At 52.3% G+C, this 367-nt stretch carries 1 protein-coding gene; it reads right to left on the bottom strand.

Annotated elements, in window-relative coordinates; all coding sequences use genetic code 11:
* A partial coding sequence (locus OCV66_RS15745; RefSeq protein ID WP_262564825.1) for a PepSY domain-containing protein occupies positions 1-354 on the bottom strand: 354 nt, incomplete at its 3' end.
* Between the last annotated feature and the right edge of the window lie 13 nt (positions 355-367).

Genomic DNA, 367 nt, shown 5'->3' with positions numbered 1-367 from the left:
ATAGATGTCACCTTCGTATACCCAACGGCCATCATCAAAGTCCAACTTGAATTTATAAATGTTAGCGGACGACGCCCCCGGCACCTTTGCCAGCGCCAGTTCTTTAGCGCGCGCTTCACTCACTGTCACACCCACGGACGCGCTGCCCTGATTGCCGGCTGGACGGTAATTCTCTGCGTCAAAATCATAGCTGCGTACCGCTCCGGTAGAAGCGTCAATCTCGTAGTCGTATTCCATGTATCCCGTCCCGTTTGCTTCGATGAATTCCACTTCATATACTGGGCGGCCATGCTCATAGTCAAACGTACCCTTTACAAAGGTAACTTGCGCCGCAGTCTTTCCCGCGTGCTTCAAAGCTGCCTGCTTT

Origin of the sequence: Agathobaculum ammoniilyticum (assembly GCF_025567315.1) — a bacterium.
Classification (GTDB): Bacteria; Bacillota; Clostridia; order Oscillospirales; family Butyricicoccaceae; genus Agathobaculum; species Agathobaculum ammoniilyticum.
The sequence above is the reverse complement of the archived record's forward strand: the minus strand, read 5'-3'. Positions and strand labels throughout refer to the sequence as shown.